16 protein-coding genes and 2 pseudogenes are annotated in these 15,479 nt (G+C 34.8%); 14 read left to right on the top strand and 4 right to left on the bottom strand.

All coding sequences use genetic code 11. The features are described 5' to 3' along the window. The first annotated feature begins 231 nt into the window (after positions 1-231). From ACWNMZ_RS25240 to ACWNMZ_RS25225, 4 genes and pseudogenes are all read left to right on the top strand, one after another. A complete protein-coding gene (locus ACWNMZ_RS25240; RefSeq protein WP_251629930.1) occupies positions 232-546 on the top strand; it encodes a hypothetical protein in 315 nt (104 codons plus the stop codon). 197 nt (positions 547-743) lie between these two features. Then, positions 744-1,203: pseudogene (locus ACWNMZ_RS25235) on the top strand (N-acetyltransferase family protein). 23 nt (positions 1,204-1,226) lie between these two features. Next, on the top strand, positions 1,227-1,730 hold the full coding sequence (locus ACWNMZ_RS25230; RefSeq protein WP_235252311.1) for a GNAT family N-acetyltransferase: 504 nt from the start codon (positions 1,227-1,229) through the stop codon (positions 1,728-1,730). A gap of 85 nt (positions 1,731-1,815) precedes the next feature. Continuing rightward, positions 1,816-2,202 (top strand): GNAT family N-acetyltransferase, encoded by a 387-nt coding sequence (locus ACWNMZ_RS25225; protein ID WP_251629928.1) that lies wholly within the window; start codon positions 1,816-1,818, stop codon positions 2,200-2,202. Positions 2,203-2,242: 40 nt separating this feature from the next. On the opposite strand, the gene ACWNMZ_RS25220 is transcribed toward ACWNMZ_RS25225, so the two are convergent. Both ACWNMZ_RS25220 and ACWNMZ_RS25215 read right to left on the bottom strand, forming a co-directional pair. Beyond that, entirely contained in the window at positions 2,243-2,701 is a 459-nt protein-coding gene (locus tag ACWNMZ_RS25220) for a hypothetical protein (protein WP_235252309.1), read from the bottom strand. 10 nt (positions 2,702-2,711) lie between these two features. Beyond that, on the bottom strand, positions 2,712-3,725 hold the full coding sequence (locus ACWNMZ_RS25215) for a DUF3231 family protein (RefSeq protein WP_235252308.1): 1,014 nt from the start codon (positions 3,723-3,725) through the stop codon (positions 2,712-2,714). A gap of 68 nt (positions 3,726-3,793) precedes the next feature. On the opposite strand from ACWNMZ_RS25215, the gene ACWNMZ_RS25210 reads away from it, so the two are divergent. The 3 genes from ACWNMZ_RS25210 (at position 3,794) to ACWNMZ_RS25200 (ending at position 5,069) form a co-directional block, all read left to right on the top strand. Then, a complete protein-coding gene (locus ACWNMZ_RS25210) occupies positions 3,794-3,919 on the top strand; it encodes a hypothetical protein (protein ID WP_284561363.1) in 126 nt (41 codons plus the stop codon). A gap of 156 nt (positions 3,920-4,075) precedes the next feature. After that, complete coding sequence (locus ACWNMZ_RS25205; RefSeq protein WP_031538257.1) at positions 4,076-4,528, top strand: MarR family winged helix-turn-helix transcriptional regulator; 453 nt, start codon at positions 4,076-4,078, stop codon at positions 4,526-4,528. A gap of 22 nt (positions 4,529-4,550) precedes the next feature. Beyond that, positions 4,551-5,069 (top strand): GNAT family N-acetyltransferase, encoded by a 519-nt coding sequence (locus ACWNMZ_RS25200; protein ID WP_031538258.1) that lies wholly within the window; start codon positions 4,551-4,553, stop codon positions 5,067-5,069. Positions 5,070-5,185: 116 nt separating this feature from the next. Here the strand turns inward: ACWNMZ_RS25200 and ACWNMZ_RS25195 are convergent, their stop codons facing one another. After that, positions 5,186-6,295, bottom strand: a complete 1,110-nt coding sequence (locus tag ACWNMZ_RS25195) for an IscS subfamily cysteine desulfurase (protein WP_251629925.1) — start codon at positions 6,293-6,295, stop codon at positions 5,186-5,188. A gap of 181 nt (positions 6,296-6,476) precedes the next feature. Between ACWNMZ_RS25195 and nadB the strand changes: the two genes are divergently transcribed. The 7 genes from nadB to hfq all read left to right on the top strand — a co-directional run bounded on the left by nadB (position 6,477) and on the right by hfq (position 14,417). Further along, a complete protein-coding gene (gene nadB, locus ACWNMZ_RS25190; RefSeq protein WP_235252307.1) occupies positions 6,477-8,072 on the top strand; it encodes an L-aspartate oxidase in 1,596 nt (531 codons plus the stop codon). After that, positions 8,026-8,862 (top strand): carboxylating nicotinate-nucleotide diphosphorylase, encoded by an 837-nt coding sequence (gene nadC / locus ACWNMZ_RS25185; protein ID WP_235252306.1) that lies wholly within the window; start codon positions 8,026-8,028, stop codon positions 8,860-8,862. Before nadB ends, nadC begins: the two co-directional genes overlap by 47 nt. A 21-nt stretch (positions 8,863-8,883) precedes the next feature. Then, positions 8,884-9,987 carry a quinolinate synthase NadA gene (gene nadA, locus ACWNMZ_RS25180; protein ID WP_235252305.1) on the top strand — a complete coding sequence of 368 codons (1,104 nt, stop codon included), beginning with the start codon at positions 8,884-8,886 and terminating at the stop codon, positions 9,985-9,987. Positions 9,988-10,197: 210 nt separating this feature from the next. Next, complete coding sequence (locus ACWNMZ_RS25175; protein WP_251629923.1) at positions 10,198-11,676, top strand: sigma factor-like helix-turn-helix DNA-binding protein; 1,479 nt, start codon at positions 10,198-10,200, stop codon at positions 11,674-11,676. Positions 11,677-11,703: 27 nt separating this feature from the next. Then, positions 11,704-13,062, top strand: coding sequence for a DUF4030 domain-containing protein (locus tag ACWNMZ_RS25170; RefSeq protein WP_251629921.1), 1,359 nt, complete (start codon positions 11,704-11,706; stop codon positions 13,060-13,062). 125 nt (positions 13,063-13,187) lie between these two features. Then, positions 13,188-14,150 carry a tRNA (adenosine(37)-N6)-dimethylallyltransferase MiaA gene (gene miaA / locus ACWNMZ_RS25165; protein WP_251629920.1) on the top strand — a complete coding sequence of 321 codons (963 nt, stop codon included), beginning with the start codon at positions 13,188-13,190 and terminating at the stop codon, positions 14,148-14,150. 27 nt (positions 14,151-14,177) lie between these two features. Beyond that, positions 14,178-14,417: an RNA chaperone Hfq gene (gene hfq / locus ACWNMZ_RS25160; RefSeq protein ID WP_031538267.1), complete on the top strand. Its 240-nt coding sequence runs from the start codon at positions 14,178-14,180 to the stop codon at positions 14,415-14,417. Positions 14,418-14,573: 156 nt separating this feature from the next. Here the strand turns inward: hfq and ACWNMZ_RS25155 are convergent. Next, positions 14,574-15,187, bottom strand: a pseudogene (locus ACWNMZ_RS25155) (Type 1 glutamine amidotransferase-like domain-containing protein). Positions 15,188-15,479: the final 292 nt, after the last annotated feature.

The following is a 15,479-nucleotide window of genomic DNA, read 5'->3' as shown; positions in this document are numbered from 1 at the left end:
TCGTCGTTGTTTTAACCTTATCAGAAATGGATTCTTTTTTCATTTATCAAGTGAATTAACATTTAACAAAAAAGCTTATTGGAATAACGATTGTAACCAATTAATGATTTTCTATGAATAATTCAGGATGTTACATTGTCTTTGTGATTAATTGTTAATTTATGTTATCGTTCTCTTTTCCTTATATTGTTGGCAAGTATAGATTCAAATTTAACAAAGGAGGTACTAAATATGATGGGTTTACTTAATATTGGCAGTCTAGTGCTTGGTTTAATTGCCTGGATATTGCCAGCTGCTAATCTAATGCGAAATAATAGAGAGAATCAGGGAAATCGGTTAATAATTGGTCTTGTTAGCATGAGCGCTTGTGTGATTTCTTTATTATTTCAGATTATCTATAATTATCATCTCGTTAAGATTGAGGATTGGAGCGCACTTATGGACACTACTAGGGGTGTGGTGGTAGCAGCAACAGTCCTTATTCTTGTTACAATCATATTGAATGCCATTAATCTGACTGTATATCGGAAAAGGTCAGAAAGATAGACTGAAAATGTATTTGATCTATTTTTTTGTTCTAAATATTTTGTATCGATTTACTCTTTTAGTATACTTTTTTTAATATTGGAAAATTCAATCTATTATCCAAGAAATCTATTTCGTTTTAGAGGATATCGAGGGGTAAGGACAGAATGAGAAAGAAATAAATTAAGGAAACTGATTTTTTGACAGGGGAGACTCAGATGGAAGAATTACAGTTTAGAATGGCGACAGAACAAGATTTAGATCAAAATGTTGCAATGCTTGCGGACGATGTTTTAGGGAGTAAACGGGAGCGTTATGAACAACCATTGCCAGATAGCTACATCGAGGCATATAAGGCAATTTCTGCAGACCACAATAATGAATTAGTAGTAGCATGTGTCGAAGATCAAGTAGTAGGAGTGCAGCAAATTACTTTTACACCATATATCACCCATCAGGGAGGATGGAGAGCTACTTTCGAAGGAGTAAGGATTGCTTCTTCTGCTAGGGGAAAAGGAGTAGGTACGGCATTAATCAACTGGGCAATCCAACGTGCGAAATCCCGTGGCTGCCATTTAATCCAACTTACGACAGATAAACAAAGACCAGATGCTTTTAAGATTCTATGAACGATTAGGTTTTCAAGTAACACATGAGGGCTTAAAAAGGAAGCTTTAATAGGAAATTTGGGAGGGAATAAAGTGGTCCGGCTATTAGCAATAAATAAAAACGAAAATATCATCAATAAAATGGAAGAATTATATAAACAAGTATGGAATAAGTCCATAAAGGAACGATTGATTAGGCATACCACTTATGAAGGATTTAGAGGATATATAATCATTACAGCTGAAGAGGAACTCTTAGGATTTGCATATGGATATACTTCATTACCTGGACAGTATTATCATGAATTGCTTTCCATAGAGGTTAATCAAAAACAATATGAAACATGGCTAAAAGATTGTTTTGAAGTAGTTGAATTTGCTGTCCATCCGTTGTATCGAAATAAAGGATATGGAAAAAAGCTTATTCATGAATTGTTAAAGGGCGTTGAAAACAAAACGGCTGTATTAACAACACAAGTAAACAATACAGTCGCCCGTCATTTATATAAGCAAATGAGATGGATTGTCATAAAGGAACCGTTTATTCCTAGTGAGCATGAGGCCACGTATGTGATTATGGGGAAGGTATTGAACTAGAAAAAGGATGGCTTAGGAAAGGTAAGCGGAGGGTTATCAAAATAAACTAGCATGGCTGAAGGAACGATTTAAAGAAGGATTAAAAGTGAAAATTATGCAAGAAAATGGACGGCAAAGAGGGTTTATTGAATACATTCCTGGCAAATTTACGTGGAGAGCAATCGATGCAATGGAATATATGGTGATCCATTGTTTCTGGATAGTTGGACAGAGTAAAGAGAAAGGCTTTGGTAGTATCCTTCTAGAGGAATGTATGAAAGATGCCCAAGCATTAAATCTTGATGGAGTTGTATTGGTAACCAGTAAAAAAAGCTGGTTACCAGACAAAATATTTTTTGAAAGAAAAGGATTTAAACAAGTAGATAAAATGGGAGAGTTCGAGTTGTTGGCATATGCTTTTCAAGAAATCATTACCTATCATCCAGAAACGAAAAACAAATTTCGACAATTATTAGAAAAAATAATAAGTTAGAAATAAGAAAACAAAAAAATACCATCATTTTGGTATTTATTTAAGTGAAAGTAGATAAGATTTTTTTTAGTAAAAATCCAATGCAGACACCTGGTATGACAAATAACATTGGCAGCCATACAGGTCCTAATAGTTTTCCGAAAAGTTTGAGCTCTGGTGATAGTATTAATCCTACTGTTACAAAATACGCAGAGAAGACGAACGGAAGAGACGCGAATAGGGGTAATTTTGCTCCACATTCCTTGCATGCATCCCACATTGCAAAGAAATAGAAGCAAGGATAAAACATTAGCCACTGAAAATTCGTGATTCCAATTGCTTCTTGAATTCTTCCATGAAAACTTAGTAATATGGTCTGATTAAAGTTTGCTTTAATATTTATCACAAACTCAAGACCGATAAAGAAGAATCCTTTTAGATAACTTTTGTTAAGTAATTGAGCAAAACCTGGTAATGCTATGCTCCATAGTATATTTTCTAAAACTAATCCTTTTCGCATAGGCTACTCATTACTTCTTATTTGCTAAATCTTCTCTGTTATCAGCTAAAGGGGGTTGTTCTAACCATCCATGCTTTATTAATAACTCACATCCATCTTCCGCGTACAGACCTACTTCAGCGATAAATCTAGCGTATTCAGCTGCTATATCTCTCCGTTGGGAAACGGCTAAACCAGCTCCATAATAGCCAACAGCAGCGGAAACTAATGTAACAATATGATAGAGCATTAATTTATCGGAAAAAGGAGAAACAGTGGAGTTCGTTACTTCCGAAACCCATGTTTTTGGAGAAGATAAATCTTCCTTTGTCAGCATATTATTAAAAATAGTGAAGTGATTTAAACAAATTTTCTTTCCACGTTCAAAATATTTTTGTATTTCCTTTGTTTGACATACTTGAGCAAAACCTAATTCCAAAACCGTTTTTACTACATCCTTTTTCATGTTAAAGCTCATTCCACTTATTTCAATAACACTTAAAGGCCGTTTTATTCCAAACCAGCCTGCTAAATAATTCTGATCATCAACAAAGTCAACTTGATTTGGTCTATTGATTCTAGAAGTTTTACTATATAATCCTTTATTTAGCATAACGTCAACGATTTGTTTATGTAACTCCATTGTTTCATTATTACATTTTATAAAGTAATCTAATTGGTCTTCCCTTGAAGAAGATGCAACCGCTCCAGCATATCCTGTTAAACCTAGTAATGCCATCACGTGTAAATATGCAATAATAAAAACATCTGTAAATATGGAAGGCGCATTTAAATTTACATCTTCCTCCAATATAAAGTCCTTGGGGATGGGAAAGTTCTCTTGATTAAAAAAATTTGTAATTTTTACGATATGAGATTCGGCAAGTTTAAGGGCAAATAGAAGAATCTCTTTAATATCTTTGTCTTCAGCCTTTTCGATTGAATGGGTAAGGATGCAAATAGATAAGGAATCGTTCATGTATTGAGTCCAAAGGTTTGCTATTTCTGCAGTGGTAAGTTCCACATGATGGCTATTCTTTTTCATAAAAAACCCTCCAAACTTTTTAAATTGAGACACTAAATTAGAAGTTTTTTCCCCTTTACTTAATTAATATGACATTTTTTCAAGAGTTTTATGTAAGCGTATCTGATTATTTTGAAGGTTATTTTCAATTGTATTTGGAAATTAAAATATTGGTGAAAGGCAATGGGATTGAAGCAATCACCGGTTATTCATAAAATAATAAGAATTTTTTCCAAAATAGATTGCAAAGTAAATTAGCATAAAAAAATGCTATGTCCGTATATTTTGATTGCAATTTCAACAAAAATAGGTTATCTTTAATTTTGAATATTGTTGCAAATACAACAATATAAACAGGAGTGGGTGAAAGGATGAAAGAAATTCTTCGTGAGATTGGTATGATTGGAAGAGCATTAGATTCAATAAGCAATATCGAATTTAAAGAACATAATCTCACTAAGGGGCAGTATTTATACCTTGTGAGAATATATGAAAACCCTGGAATCATTCAAGAAAAATTATCAGAGATGATTAAAGTAGATCGAACAACGGCTGCAAGAGCTATAAAGAAATTGGAGATTAATGGATTTATTGAAAAAAAAGGTGATCAACATAACAAAAAAATAAAAAAACTCTTTCCAACAGAGAAAGGGGGAAACGTTTATCCTTTTATAAAAAAAGAAAATGAGTATTCAAATGAAGTTGCTTTAACGGGTTTTTCCGAGTCAGAGGTTGAAGTCATGTTTAACTTTCTTCAACGAGTAAGAAAAAATATTGAAAAGGACTGGGAGTACGTGAAGCAAGGAAATAAGCGGAATTATTGATAATCAAGGAGTGAAAAGTTAAATGACTATTCATATTAAAGAATGTACATTCTCCGATATACATAAACTGCAAGATATAAGTTATGAAACATTTGATGAGACTTTCAAAAATCAAAATTCAACAGAAAACATGAAGGACTATTTGGAAAAAGCCTTTAACTTGGAACAACTAGAAAAGGAATTATCCGATATTTCTTCACAATTCTATTTTGTCTATTTAAATAGCGAACTAGCTGGATATTTAAAGGTAAATATGAAGGATGCACAATCTGAAAAAATGGGGGAAGACTCACTTGAAATAGAAAGAATCTATATAAAGAGCAATTTTCAAAAACATGGACTCGGGCAATTTCTATTAAATAAAGCTATTGAAATTGCTAAGAAAGAATCTAAAAGGAAGATCTGGCTAGGTGTATGGGAAAAAAATGAAAATGCTATAGGTTTTTATCGAAAAAATGGATTCGTTCAAACTGGTGCTCATTCTTTTTATATGGGGGATGAAGAGCAAATTGACTATATCATGATTAAGAAACTCTCATAACCTCATACAAATTGAAGGTTGAAAGCCTTATTAAATCCGCAAAATAAGGCTTTCAACATTTATTATTTATTACTAAAGATAGGTTCAGCATTTTTTGATGTTTATTCTAATAAATTTTAAACTATCTCATTTATTACATTTACCAAATCAATTACATCTTCTTCCGTGTTATTTCTTCCCATCGAAATCCGAATAAATTCTTTTGCCTCTCCATCTGGCAGAGCCAACGCCTTCATTGTTTTAGAAGGAGCCTGTTTTCCAATCTGACATGCGCTTCCCGTTGAAATGGCGAATCCACGACGATTGCATTCAAGCATAAGCCATTGGCCTTCCAATCCTTTAACCCTCAATCCGATAATTCCTGGGTATTGTTCCTTGCATTCAAAAATAGTAACAGACTCTTTCGTTATCATCTCTGTAAATAAATTGCGTAGCTGAGAAAGCTTTGTTTCGTTCTCCGAAATCGTCGAACACGCCTTTTGCGCAGCAACTGTCATACTCGCAATCCCAGCTGTATTTATTGTGCCGGAACGAAAGCCGTTTTCATGACTACCATTCGCTAATAATGGCATCCAAGGTGTATTCGGGTTAATATAGGCTACACCGACCCCTTTTGGTCCATAAAATTTATGGCTAGAGATGGACAAGGCATCAACAAAGGGAGTTACTTCCTTAACATCTAATTTCCCAATACTTTGCACCATATCACTATGAAAAAGGACGTCATGCTTTTTACATATCACACCGATTTCTTTTATTGGTTGGATAGCGCCAATTTCAGAATTCACATGCTGAATGGAAACAAGAATGGTGTCAGGTCGAATGGATTCCTCTAGCAATTCTATATCGATTACACCAGTTTCCAATAAAGGTAGATAGGTAATTTCATAGCCTTTATCTGCTAAAGCTTGCATTGTACTATGAATGGAAGCATGCTCTGCTATTGATGTAATGAGGTGTTTTCCGTTCTTTTTTGACGCCAATAGCAAGCTGTGCAAGGTAAGAAAGTTACTTTCCGAACCGCCACTTGTAAAATAAACCCCATTTTTATCAACGTTAATTAATTTTCCCCATTCGTCTCGGCAATTCTCTAAGATTTTATTAGCTGTGTCTCCCATATCATGGAGACTATTTGTATTACCAAAATATTTGCAAGCAACTTCCACATAGGTAGAAGCAGCATCAGGATCCAAAGAAGTAGTAGCTGCATGATCAAAATATTTCATTATAAATTCCTCCAATAGGTTAAGTTGTGGGAGACAAAGAATGCAATTTTATCGCTTTATCATTTGCTATGAAATATAGGAACTTAATTATTTAAAAATCTTTTAATAAAAAAACACTTGTCATAATTTTAAATCTATGTAAAGATAGGTGTCAAGACACCTGTAAAACAGGAGGTATAAAATGGACGCAGATGTATTGATTATTGGCAGTGGAATCGCAAGTTTACAGCTAGCTAAAAAACTTTCAACTGAATTGAATGTGATTATTCTCACAAAATCAAAGGCGGAAATGAGCAATTCTTATTTAGCACAGGGTGGAATTGCTGCAAGTATGGGAGAATCAGATAATTATAGAAAGCATGCACTTGATACGTTAGAAGCAGGGCGATTCCATAATAATCCAGAAGTAGTTGCAGAAATAACAAGAGCAGCACCTAGGTTAATAAGTGAATTATGGCACGCTGGATGCACTTTTGATGAGGATAGAACTGGAAATCTTGCGTTAGGAATGGAAGGGGCTCATTCTGAAAAAAGAATTGTCCATAGCGGTGGCGATTCAACAGGAAAACAGGTGATGAAATATCTAACGGAAACGAAGACTAATAATATAGAAATCATCGAAAATGTTTTTGTCTATGAATTAATGGTAAATACTAATACTAATCAATGTATTGGCGCAAAAGGGATACTGCCAGATGGCACTCGACGAGAATTCTATAGCGCTCATACGGTTATTGCAACAGGTGGATGTGGGAAGCTTTACACCTATACGAGTAGTGCTTCCACTATTACAGGAGATGGAATTGCGCTTGCTTATTTAGCTGGGGCCAGCATCAGCGATATGGAGTTTGTACAGTTTCACCCTACACTACTCTATGTAAATGGAAAAACGATTGGGCTGATTTCAGAAGCGGTCAGAGGAGATGGAGCAAGATTAGTTACAGCTTCGGGAGAGTATGTGATGGAACAAATTCATCCATATAAAGACTTAGCACCACGCCATATTGTTTCCCAAACCATCTATCAATATTTATCGAAAGGGGAAACAGTTTATTTAGATATCTCCATGATAGCTAATTTTCAAGAAAGATTTCCTTCGATAACTAAAATGTGTGTAGAGCAAGGCATTGATTTACAAAAAGGATTACTTCCAGTTGCGCCAGGTAGCCATTTTTTAATGGGCGGCATTGACACAGACCTTTATGGAAGAACATCTGTACAAAATCTTTATGCAATTGGAGAAGCAGCTTGCACGGGATTTCATGGAGCCAACCGCCTTGCCAGCAATTCTCTCTTAGAAGGATTATATATGGGAAAAAATCTAGCAACGCTCCTTCATCAATCGCCAAAAATAAAACAGCTGGATACCCAAATAGATAACAAAGAAAGGAATTCAGGTATCTATCCAATTTTCCCAGAAAAAGAAGAAATCCAAAAACGAATGATGGAAAATGTAGGAATTGTCCGTAATGAAGTAAACTTGCGTATGCAATTGCAGTGGCTAGAAGATTTCGGAATAGGGGATTATGAGAAAATCTCTTTTGATAATAAATCAATCGAAGAGATAGAGAAATACTTTATGCTTTTGACTGCGTATCTTATTACAAAATCTGCATTGGAAAGAAAAGAAAGCAGAGGAGGGCATTTCCGTTCAGACTATCCTATGGAAAGGGATGAATGGATAAAGGAAAAAGTCAGTCTGAAAAGAGCACGTACAAAGGAGAATCAGAATGAACCAATTAAAATTGCAGAAACAACTGGAAGATTTTTTTATTGAAGATATCGGCGAACGTGATGTGACGACAGATGCCATATTTCCGAAAGAGCAGCAAGGGGAAATTGTTTTTCTATCGAAAGATAATGGGATTTTTTGCGGGGAAGAGATAATTCAGGCTGGATACAATGTTTTAAACCAAGCAATAGAAGTAACTTTGCTTGTCCATGATGGAGATCGAATCGAAGCAGGTCAAAAGCTGGCGACAGCAAAAGGGAATATTAGAGATCTATTAAAAGGGGAGCGTGTTATTTTAAACCTTGTGCAAAGAATGAGTGGGATTGCCACAAAAACACGTGAAGCAGTTGATACATTAAATAGCGGCTATACGAAAATCTGTGATACGAGAAAAACGACACCAGGATTACGGATGCTGGAAAAATATGCAGTAACGGTTGGTGGAGGACATAATCACCGCTTTGGACTGTATGATGCTGTGATGATCAAAGATAATCATATTGCATTTGCTGGTTCCATCGCCAATGCAGTGCAGGCAGTTAAAAAGTCGATTGGTCACATGGTAAAAGTAGAAGTGGAAACAGAAACAAAGGAACAAATGCTAGAAGCACTTGCAGCTGGCGCTGATGTTATTATGTTTGACAATCGAAAGCCAGAAGAAATCGTCGAATGGATTCCTCATGTTCCAGAAACTGTGACGACAGAAGCGTCAGGAGGAATTACTCTAGATAATCTTGCTTCTTATCATAATTGTGGAGTGGACTATATTTCATTGGGTTTCTTAACGCATTCTGTGAAAGCTTTAGATATTAGTGTAAAAGTAAGTATTCATTAAAGGAAAAAAGGGGAGAGGGAAATGAATATTTTAGAGGGGTTACAAGCATCAAATACGATACCTGAAAAATACTTAGCAATGACAAGCGCAGAATTGGAAGAACGAGTAGAAAGTATCAAGCAGCGCTTAGGCAAAAAACTATTTATTCCAGGACATCATTATCAAAAGGATGAAGTCATTCAATTTTCAGATGCCGCAGGGGATAGCTTAAAGTTAGCACAAGTTGCGGCGGAGAACACAGAAGCAGAGTATATTGTCTTTTGCGGTGTTCATTTCATGGCAGAAACAGCGGATATTTTAACAACAGACAATCAGAAGGTCTACTTGCCAGATATGAGAGCTGGCTGTTCGATGGCCGATATGGCCGATATTTATCAAACAAATCGTGCCTGGACAAAGCTTCAGGAATTGTTTGGTGATACAATTATCCCACTAACCTATGTCAATTCAACAGCAGCAATTAAAGCATTTGTTGGAGAAAATGGTGGAGCAACGGTAACGTCCTCCAATGCGGAAAAAATGGTGTCTTGGGCTTTTACACAAAAGGAAAGATTACTATTTTTGCCCGATCAGCATCTAGGCAGAAATACAGCCTTTAATTTAGGTGTCCCTCTAGAAAAGATGGCCATTTGGGATCCAATTAAAAATGACCTTGTTTATGATGGAGCGATAGAAGACATAAAAGTGATACTCTGGAAAGGGCATTGCTCTGTTCATGAGAACTTTACCGTTAGTAATGTTGAGCAAGTTAGAAAGCAATATCCACATATGAAAATCATTGTCCATCCGGAGTGCAGCAGAGAAGTGGTAGCAGCATCTGATTTAGCTGGTTCCACGAACTATATTATTGATGTAATCGAAAAGGCAGAGCCAGGAAGTGCCTTTGCCATTGGTACGGAAATGAACTTAGTCAATCGGATAATCAAAGAACACCCAGATAAAGAAATTATTTCCCTCAATCCATATATGTGTGCTTGTTTAACAATGAATCGGATTGATTTGCCTCATTTTGTATGGTGCTTAGAATCCATTGAAGAGGATTTTGAAAGTAATCGAATAATTGTCGAAGAGCCAATTGCATCCAATGCAAAACTAGCATTGGATAGAATGTTGGAATTATCCTAATTTCTAAGTTAAAAAACTGCTTTGTAGAATCAAGGCAGTTTTTTAATGTTTGATTATTGTTTAGAAAAATCTTTATTGTTATAACTCGCTAAAATACAGCGTGTTTATTCTTAATTATTTAAATTGAATAGTTATTCAAAAGTGAATCCTCAAACAGAAGGTGATGACAATGGTTCTAATTTCCTTTAAAATATAGGTAATATATGGAGAATGACTAGAAAGGCGGAACATATTCTGAACATGCGCCCTAGACAATGGAAGCAGCAAATAATTATACAAGACAATATAGATGAATGGTATTTACTAGCAATCTTATTAACTGGTGATAGTGGGCTAGCAGAACGATTGTTAGATCGGACATTAGATCAAGTGAGGGATACGTGGTCCTTCCCTTCACGTGAACGTTTTTCTCTAAAACCAATAATCAAGGAATATAGAAAATATCATCGCAATAATGACATTAACTATAAACCAATCGATTCTAGTGTTCTATTAACTCGACTAGGTTTGCTTGACGAAAAAGCTAGAGTTGCTTTTTTACTAAAATATTACTACGGTTTTTCTTATAAAAAAATAGCGCAATATTTACCGATTTCAGTTAGAAAGACAAAACAAATTATATACGCTTCTCTTATTTTATGGACAAATAATGGCAAATTAGTATCTATTCATGATATAGAGGACGTAATAAAAAAAGATGTAAGTCTCCTAAAAAGTATGATGCCAGTTAATCAAGTATTAGAAAAGAAACATCTATACATCGAGACAAGGACTAGTAGGGGAAAGAAACTCGTGATTATCTTCATTTTGTTGATTTTATTTGTTGGAGGATCTATTAATCAGGAAATCATAGGGAAAACGAGAGTTAGTTTAGGCCCTGATGTGTATAAAGTTTATAAGGAAGGAGGCGTGTTACAGCTTGGAAAGGAGATTCAAGAAAAAGGGTATACGGATATTTATACCTATCCAGATGTCGAAAATAATACGCTTTACGTCCAATTGGCCACACCAGAGAGTATAGAAAATAAGGAAGAGGTAACTTCGATTATCGAATCTTATTTAAAGGAAAGAGACATGGATTATCAGTTAAGATATGAAGAAATTAATCAAGTGGTTGATGTAGAACTAACAGAGGAACAAAAAGCTGAGAATAAACGGATGGATATGGAACAAGAAATATTCGAATTAGTTACTTCTACTCCTTATTATTATACGCAAAGCTATATAAGTGATCAAAATGGTGAATCAAGGCAGTTGATTTTTTCTGAATCGATAACAGAAGAAGAAGAAACGAATTTGAAGGAAGAAATTAAAAATATTATAAAAAAGTATGATTTAGAATGGGATTTTTCGTTTGGAAAGGTTGATGCAGGCGTTGTAGAAATGGAAAGAGCCATGTGGGATATCATTCCAGCTCTATTAGAAGCCTATATGTTTGGCGAGCAAAAATATCAAGTTTATGATGTGTATCCAACCTATGAAGACGATCAATTGAAAATCGAAATATATACAGAATTAGCCTACGCAACAGAGGAAGATAGGGCAAAAAACTTAGATACAGTCAAAGAGTTAAACAGATCCCTACACTTCTTTCTGCAACATGAAGACATTCAAAGTCAATTTAACTATGTTCCCTATGAAATAAAAATTTATGATATAAATAGAAAAGAGATAGAGTTCGATACTTGATATCATTTCTTAAAGGGAGGGGGTACTATGAAGGGGTTGCAGCTTGTCGAAAGCAATCAAGTGAAAGATTGGCTTTTATTTACAGAATTCTTTACAGGCGATAGAGAAAAGGCACTTAAAATCGTGAAGGCTTTTTTAATAAAGCCTTCGACAAAGTGGTATACCCCTCATGTAATAGAAAGAGGATACCGCTACATTTTAAAACAGTTGAAGGTGAAAAAGAGTAGAACGGTGTTTGAATCTTTATTTTCTGAATTTTCTTTTAGTTCGGTTGGTAAAATCGATCAGAGTATTCTTTTGCTACATTACTATTTTCAGTTAGATAAAAGGCAGATTGCTAGAATCGTTCGAAAATCGATAAGAGAGATTAGGAGAATACAATTTTCATTTCTGCAGCAACTGGCAACAAACGGAATTTCACTTGCTTCATTTGTGGACAGGCTACTGGAGAAAGGGAAGACCCTAGCATATCCCTTCTCAATTGATGATGTATATAAGAGGAGTTTGATTAATGTTAAAAAGACTGCATTGTACTCTTTCATCATTTTCCATCTTCTTCTCGTCGGCGGGGCAATGAATATCGGCATTGTAGAAAAGACACAAGCGAAACAAGGACCTGATTTATTAATGATTTATAAAGGAAATAAATTGGACGAAATGATAAAAGCGCAATTAACAGAAGCATTTCAGGAGGATGGGTTTTCTGTTTTGGTCAATTTTGAGGAAGCTGAAGTTTATATTAGCGTGGAGAAGGAAGAACTCTATCAAAAGAAGTCGGAAATCATTCCTTTTGTTTATCAAATATTGAAGGATAAAGATATTACTTATACTGTTGAATTGGATTATGATTTAAAAGCTTTAGGCAAGGACCAAACAGCCTATAAAATAGTAACAGAGGCAGACGAGAAAAGGATAAAACTTTGGCCAGGAGACTATTCCGATCAAGGAAAAGTAATAGGATGGATCGTATCGCTTCCTAACGATATTGAACTAGTAAAAGAGGAAAAAGAACTTTTGCGTGTCCAGGAAATTTTAAATGGATATCATCATAAAGCACCAGTGACAGTTTCCTATTATGATAAGCAAATAGTTGATCGAAGAGAAAGATGGTTAAAACTATCACCCTATTTCAATGAAGGATTTTTGTTAGGCAAGGAATATAATATAGAAAGAATAAGGACCAATGCAACGGAGAAAAACGTAATCATCGATATTTATACGTATTTTCTAACAAAAGACAAAAGCAAGGAAGAGATAGCACGTGCTATTAAACGATCGTTAGACCAATTTTTACAAAGCGACGAAATAAACATGCTTGTTCAAAATGATACTTATACGATAAATATTTATTCAGCAGGTAAGAAAAAAATAAACCTCGATTATTAAAATATTGTATATTTTATAAAGTTTGGGTAATAATGCTTACAGGTTAAACTGCACGCAGGAATGTGATAAAATAATTATAATAGCATAAAATTTAGCTAAATGTTTGAAAAAGGCAGTTGAATCATTTGACCATAAAGGAAAAAGTCGTTGTATTAATCGGACCTACTGCTGTAGGGAAGACCAATCTAAGCATTGAACTGGCAAAAAAATTCGACGGGGAAATCATTAGCGGAGATTCCATGCAAATTTACAGAGGAATGGATATTGCGACAGCAAAAATATCCAAGGATGAAATGCAAGGGGTTCCCCATCATTTAATTGATATTGTAGAACCAGATGAAGGTTTTTCTGTGGCACAATTTCAAGAGCTTGTTCGAAAAAAAATCACGGAAATAACTTCAAGAGGTAAATTGCCATTTATTGTTGGCGGAACTGGTTTGTATATTCAAGCCGTTTTATACGATTATCAGTTTCAAGAAACGGCAACAGACACGGAATTCCGGACGAAATTAGAAGAATTGGCGCAAACGGAAGGAAGCCTAACTATTCATGATATGTTGAAAGAAGTAGATCCAGAAGCTGCTGCTGCCATTCACCATCATAATGTCAGGCGTGTGATTCGAGCATTGGAGGTCTTTCATGTCACTGGCAGAAAAATGTCTGATATTCAAAAAGAACAGAAGCAGGACTCACTTTATGATGCTGCGTTAATTGGCTTAACGATGGAAAGAAGTGTTTTGTATGAGCGTATTAATAAAAGAGTGGAGCAAATGCTTGATATCGGCTTATTAGAGGAAGTTCAGCACTTCTATGAAAAGGGCATTAGAGACTGCCAATCCATTCAGGCTATTGGTTATAAAGAAATCTATAAGTATTTCGATGGTCTGCAAAGCTTGGATGAATCAATTGAGGAGTTAAAGCAGAACTCGAGGAGATATGCAAAGAGGCAATTAACTTGGTTTCGCAACAAAATGAATGTACAATGGTTTGATATGACAGAAAGTGTCAAAACACATGACATAACAAAAAATTTACAGGAAATTTCGTCTTATTTAGAAGGAATGCTAAAAATAAAATCGAATACATAATAGTAGAGAGAAAAGAGGAGGATTTTCATGAAGCAATCAGTTAACATTCAAGATCAATTTTTAAATCAACTGCGTAAAGACGGCACAAACGTAACGGTATTCTTATTAAACGGATTCCAAATACGTGGATTTATAAAAGGTTTCGATAATTTCACCGTATTATTTGAATCAGAAGGAAAGCAACAGCTCGTTTATAAGCATGCGATTTCTACATTTGCTCCACAAAAAAATGTACAAATTGATTTAGAAGGTACACAAGTTCAATAACGTGGCTAATCGGTGTTTAATCTCACTTTAAGGCGCTCTCGAGATAAGTGGGAGATTAGCTGTCCGGGGATACTGGTACATAGCAATTTAAGGTAGCACACAAAAAAAGCTTGGGGAATTATCCTCAAGCTTTTTTTGTGTGCGCATTATTCGAATTTATCTATTTATTAGGATGTATTGGTCGTCCTTTAATCTCGTTACTGAGATATTATTCCATTCTTCAAATTCACTTAAGCGATCCTCTATGCTCTTCCCAGTGTCTTCTTTAAAAACATCTTCTCGATCATAATGTGGAAAAATAGCGATATCTGTTAACGATAATGCTGTATAGTCATTCAAGCCTATCTCATTCAACTCTGGAGAAAAATGCTGGACAACATCGATTGAAGGTCCTAAAATAACCGCACCAGCACTTGCTCCTATTAAGATAGTATTTTGTTTTGACAATGATCTTAATATCAAGTCAGCGCCGCTTTTTTCATAAAATATAGTAAGCGAAAGGGGTTTCCACCATTAATATAAATGATATTATACTCCTTTAGTCTTTCTCCCTTTTCCACTTCAACATCAATAAAATCGACATGCTTTATGTCCATTTCGAAAAAATCATTTTTCGTTTTAAGGGCAAGTCTATTTTTTTCTTTAAGTGTGGAGGCCGTAGTAATAATGACAGCTTTCGGATTTATCCTTTGTTTTTTAAGTGTGGCTAAAAACTCACCTTTTATTGTTTCTGTAAAAAAGCCATTTGAAGTTAAAAAAATACTAGCCATTTCTATATCCCCCCTATGATACAAAATAAATCTTTGAATATTAAAAATAATTCCCTCTATTTTACCATGAAGAGCAAATAAATTAAGGTTTATCTTACCAATCCACCCAACTAAAATATTCGTTTAAAATAGGATTATTTCTTGTTACAGACTAGGCTTTGTATGGGGATAAAAAAATAATCTAAAATAGTTTAATGAATAGAAGAGGTTCTGAATATACATTAACAATGGGGAATAGTGGCAAACAGTATGAATAGATTAAAATACTTAAAAAATTCATAAATGAAGCTTT

The organism is Niallia sp. Marseille-Q9988, assembly GCF_976954375.1.
The sequence above is the reverse complement of the archived record's forward strand: the minus strand, read 5'-3'. Positions and strand labels throughout refer to the sequence as shown.

What these genes read in the sequence shown, in the direction of transcription:
- ACWNMZ_RS25240 (WP_251629930.1), top strand. Translation starts at nt 232, where the DNA reads ATGATGGGTTTACTTAATATTGGCAGTCTAGTGCTTGGTTTAATTGCC.
- ACWNMZ_RS25220 (WP_235252309.1), bottom strand. Translation starts at nt 2,701, where the DNA reads ATGCGAAAAGGATTAGTTTTAGAAAATATACTATGGAGCATAGCATTA.
- ACWNMZ_RS25215 (WP_235252308.1), bottom strand. Translation starts at nt 3,725, where the DNA reads ATGAAAAAGAATAGCCATCATGTGGAACTTACCACTGCAGAAATAGCA.
- ACWNMZ_RS25210 (WP_284561363.1), top strand. Translation starts at nt 3,794, where the DNA reads ATGACATTTTTTCAAGAGTTTTATGTAAGCGTATCTGATTATTTTGAA.
- ACWNMZ_RS25205 (WP_031538257.1), top strand. Translation starts at nt 4,076, where the DNA reads ATGAAAGAAATTCTTCGTGAGATTGGTATGATTGGAAGAGCATTAGAT.
- ACWNMZ_RS25200 (WP_031538258.1), top strand. Translation starts at nt 4,551, where the DNA reads ATGACTATTCATATTAAAGAATGTACATTCTCCGATATACATAAACTG.
- ACWNMZ_RS25195 (WP_251629925.1), bottom strand. Translation starts at nt 6,295, where the DNA reads ATGAAATATTTTGATCATGCAGCTACTACTTCTTTGGATCCTGATGCT.
- nadB (WP_235252307.1), top strand. Translation starts at nt 6,477, where the DNA reads ATGGACGCAGATGTATTGATTATTGGCAGTGGAATCGCAAGTTTACAG.
- nadC (WP_235252306.1), top strand. Translation starts at nt 8,026, where the DNA reads ATGAACCAATTAAAATTGCAGAAACAACTGGAAGATTTTTTTATTGAA.
- nadA (WP_235252305.1), top strand. Translation starts at nt 8,884, where the DNA reads ATGAATATTTTAGAGGGGTTACAAGCATCAAATACGATACCTGAAAAA.
- ACWNMZ_RS25175 (WP_251629923.1), top strand. Translation starts at nt 10,198, where the DNA reads ATGACTAGAAAGGCGGAACATATTCTGAACATGCGCCCTAGACAATGG.
- ACWNMZ_RS25170 (WP_251629921.1), top strand. Translation starts at nt 11,704, where the DNA reads ATGAAGGGGTTGCAGCTTGTCGAAAGCAATCAAGTGAAAGATTGGCTT.
- hfq (WP_031538267.1), top strand. Translation starts at nt 14,178, where the DNA reads ATGAAGCAATCAGTTAACATTCAAGATCAATTTTTAAATCAACTGCGT.